Below are 3755 nucleotides of genomic sequence, written 5' to 3' on the forward strand. Positions count from 1 at the left end.
TTCGAATCCTGTCGAGTGCACCATACAAACAAAAAGCCCGCCTAGTGCGGGCTTTTTGCCGTCTGGGGTTTGTGTAGCTTTTATCCGGCGTTCTCCTTTTTCTCCCTCCTCATGTGTTTTCCCCCGCGCCTGCGTCGTCGCAGTTCATAGATGCAGCCAATACTGAGCTTTGGCGTGCAAGCGCTTGTTCTTTCCAGTTTTTTAACGTTTAAAACGTCCGGGCGGTGTATCATGCGCCCGTCAGCCCCGCCGGGGCTTGTGGAATACCTCCATGGACTTACCCAGTAGTTACTCAGTACCCCGTTTTACCAATCATGAATTGACTGATTGATCCTTCCGGCGTGCCCCGCTGCTGGGAGTGGAGTTCGCCTATGACCGAAGTAGAAGTAAAGAAAACACAAGAAAGCCTGCAGGATCGTCTGGCTCAAGTTATCGAGCTGCTGCAGCGCCAGCGCGTGGTCGAAGACCTCACGCACCGCCAGGAAGGTCCGAACCACGACCGCGTCGAAAACCTGGTTCACCGGCAAAACCTCGTCGAGTTGCAACGCAAGCTCGATGACCTGCACTCCGCCGACGTCGCCTATATTCTTGAAGCCTTGCCGCTGGATGATCGACTGACCCTGTGGCAGTTGGTCAAGGCTGATCGCGACGGTGACATCCTGCTGGAAGTATCGGACTCGGTGCGTGAAACGCTCATCGCCGACATGGATGACCACGAGCTCCTGGCTGCCGCCAAGGAGATGGATGCGGACGAACTGGCTGACCTGGCCCCTGAGCTGCCCCGTGACGTTGTCCATGAGTTGATGGAGGCGCTCGATACGCAGCAGCGTGAGCGTGTGCGTTCCGCGCTGTCGTACGACGAAGATCAGGTCGGCGCCCTGATGGACTTCGAGATGGTCACCATCCGCGAAGACGTCAGCCTGGAAGTGGTGTTGCGTTACCTGCGCCGTCTCAAAGAATTGCCCGGCCACACCGACAAATTGTTTGTGGTCGACTATGAGGGGATCCTCAAGGGCGTTTTGCCGATCAAGCGCCTGCTGGTCAATGATCCGGAGAAGAAAGTTGCTGACCTGATGGCCAGCGATACCGTGAGCTTCCATCCGGACGAAGATGCCTACGACGCGGCCCAGGCGTTCGAGCGTTACGACTTGATCTCGGCTCCGGTGGTGGATAAGAACGGCAAGTTGATCGGTCGTCTGACCATCGATGAAATCGTCGACTTGATCCGTGAGGAAAGTGAAACCGAAGTCCTCAACATGGCGGGTTTGCGTGAAGAGGAAGATATTTTCGCGTCGGTCTGGCGTTCACTGCATAACCGCTGGGCCTGGCTGGCTATTAATCTGATTACCGCATTTATCGCTTCTCGCGTGATCGGGTTGTTTGAAGGCTCCATCGAGAAGCTGGTGGCCTTGGCGGCGTTGATGCCGATTGTGGCGGGCATTGGCGGGAACTCCGGGAACCAGACCATCACAATGATCGTGCGCGCAATGGCGCTGGACCAGGTCAGTACGGCCAATTCCTCGCGGCTGTTGCGCAAGGAGCTGGCTGTTGGCCTCATCAACGGATTGGTGTGGGGCGGCGTGATTGGCGTGGTGGCCTACTTGCTCTACGGCAGTTGGTCCCTGGGCGTGGTCATGACTGCAGCCATGACCCTTAACCTGTTGCTGGCGGCCTTGATGGGAGTGTTGATCCCTATGACCTTGGCGCGTCTAGGTCGCGATCCCGCCATGGGGGCCAGTGTGATGATCACGGCCATGACTGACAGTGGTGGTTTCTTTATCTTCCTGGGCCTGGCAACGATCTTCCTGCTCTGACCCTTCCAGCGGGGGCAAACCTGCCCTCGCTTTGCTTCTTATTCCCAAATTCCAGGCAAAAAAAAGCCAGCACATGGCTGGCTTCGGCTTTCAGGTGTCAATCAATTGGCTTCTGCGGCCGCCTCCACGTCATGCGCGATAAGCGAGACGAGAGCATTTTGCTGGCGGTGGGAGAGCTGACGAAAACGCTGCAGCAGTTCGCGTTCGTGCAGTGACAGCTCGGGGCTGTCCAGGCGCATGCTCAACTCTTCACCCAAGGCACCTTCCTGAATAAGGCTTTGTTCCAGGCGTGCGATGATTTCGGAGTTCATGCTGCGGTGATGATTGCGAGCCACCTCGGCAATGCGTTCCCGCATTCCGTCTGGCAGACGTACGACGAATTTGTCAGCCGTACGGCTGGAATAAATTGCCTGTTTCAATGGGCGCATATATTTAACCGGTTAGTTCAGGGGAGCGGTTTCTGGAATTGGCCGCAAGATGAGTGTTAAGACAAGGCTCACGACCAAAGTTCAACCCGAATTGCAAAGAGGCCGCATCATGCCTCAGATTTGACATTTCATTGGCGTCAATTCTGTGACAAATATTGAACCGCCTACAGGCTTTATGCCAGTACTGATTTGCGTTTTTGCGGACTGGTTAGAAAAAATCCTGTGACTGCAGCGAAGCTCGTCAATCTTCGCTCAAGCCTATAAGGCATCTGGGTTGAAGGGCGCCTGTCCTACAGCGATATGGCCTTTTGCCCTCAAGCTGAAGGTTAGTAGCTGTTCGCCTATTTACGAGTGCCAGGCGACATAAGGTAGGGGAGGGAGATGGGGGGATTAGCGCAGGAGCGGATCGAATTTGATTCGGCGACCCTTGATGAGCGTCAGTACCAGTAGGCTGCCCAGCACGGCGCTGGCGACGAAGGCTAGGGTTTGAGTTTGTTGTGATGTAGCTCCCAGGCCTAGCGCAACAGATAGGAGCGTCAGGCACAGAAACAACCAGGCAGATTTCGACATGAATAGTGTTCTCAGAAAACCCAGTGCTCGGCCGCTGGCGCTGATTGTGTATCTTGGGTCAGGCGGATGTGAGACTGGGGGTTTGCAGTCATCAGTGCCAACTGAGGGCGCTGTTGCAGGTGGTGGGGAATGGCTTGGCTGATTTGCGCGCCGTCTTCAGTACTGGTCGGCTGAAAATGAAACGTCACCACCGTAGCCAGTGCCACAGCGTTCAGTGCTAGTAGAAGGGCGCTGTTCATCATCATAGTCTCCACGGTGCCTGGAACGATTGGTTTTGTGTTTATGACTTTGCAGATGTCGTGCCAATCTATTATTCCAATAAAAACAACGAGTTAAGTTTGTTTTTTGAGGGCGCAGGGTTGCAGTTTGCAATGATGGCATATTGGCGCAGTGCAATTTGCACGATGACGGTGAAAGTCGTGGCATGCTGAATGAGGCTATGAACGTACGCGCAAGGATTGGCCTACAGTCAAAATGCCAACGGACGACATGACAAAACCAGCCTCGGCCGTTAAGATGCACGCCGTCTGTCGCAAGCCCTTCAGGGTAAGCGTTTGGCATTTGTCCCAGTAGCTCAATTGGATAGAGCATCCCCCTCCTAAGGGGAAGGTTGGCCGTTCGAACCGGCCCTGGGACACCATCTCTGTAAAGCTATCCCCTCCTCGTATTTGTCGGTCTCAACAACAGTCATCCTTGTTCCTCGCTTGTGCGGGATCCCGCCGCGCTTCTTTCGGTTGTGATCCAGATGCATTGGCGTGGGTGGGGATAATTCGCGTCCCTAGGTTGTGCGCTCCTTCTATATAGAGAGGCGGTGGGTACCCTGGTTTTTATAGGCGAGTAAGTGTTTCGCTTTTTTTAAGATAAGGGGGTTGACGTTCATGGCGATCCCTGTAGAATTCGCCTCCCGCTTACGAGAGATCGCAAGCGCAAGTGGTTGAAGTTG

General features: G+C 54.7%; 4 protein-coding genes and 2 tRNA genes (1 of these 6 only partly in view). 3 read left to right on the forward strand and 3 right to left on the reverse strand.

Annotation, left to right across the window (positions count from 1 at the left end; translation table 11 throughout):
* Window positions 1-23, forward strand: a tRNA-Arg gene (locus QK296_RS25845) (it extends 154 nt beyond the left edge of the window).
* Window positions 24-371: 348 nt separating this feature from the next.
* Window positions 372-1814, forward strand: a complete 1443-nt coding sequence (gene mgtE / locus QK296_RS25850; RefSeq protein ID WP_003193593.1) for a magnesium transporter — start codon at window positions 372-374, stop codon at window positions 1812-1814.
* A gap of 101 nt (window positions 1815-1915) precedes the next feature.
* Here the strand turns inward: mgtE and QK296_RS25855 are convergent, their stop codons facing one another.
* From QK296_RS25855 to QK296_RS25865, 3 genes are all read right to left on the reverse strand, one after another.
* On the reverse strand, window positions 1916-2242 hold the full coding sequence (locus tag QK296_RS25855) for an Arc family DNA-binding protein (protein ID WP_003193592.1): 327 nt from the start codon (window positions 2240-2242) through the stop codon (window positions 1916-1918).
* A 390-nt stretch (window positions 2243-2632) separates the two neighbouring features.
* Window positions 2633-2812 carry a PA3371 family protein gene (locus QK296_RS25860; protein ID WP_003193590.1) on the reverse strand — a complete coding sequence of 60 codons (180 nt, stop codon included), beginning with the start codon at window positions 2810-2812 and terminating at the stop codon, window positions 2633-2635.
* Window positions 2813-2823: 11 nt separating this feature from the next.
* Window positions 2824-3051 (reverse strand): hypothetical protein, encoded by a 228-nt coding sequence (locus QK296_RS25865; RefSeq protein ID WP_169857102.1) that lies wholly within the window; start codon window positions 3049-3051, stop codon window positions 2824-2826.
* Between the two features lie 324 nt (window positions 3052-3375).
* On the opposite strand from QK296_RS25865, the gene QK296_RS25870 reads away from it, so the two are divergent.
* Window positions 3376-3452 (forward strand) — tRNA-Arg (locus QK296_RS25870).
* Window positions 3453-3755: the final 303 nt, after the last annotated feature.

Origin of the sequence: Pseudomonas sp. AL10 (assembly GCF_029960685.1) — a bacterium.
Taxonomy (GTDB): Bacteria; Pseudomonadota; Gammaproteobacteria; order Pseudomonadales; family Pseudomonadaceae; genus Aquipseudomonas; species Aquipseudomonas lactis.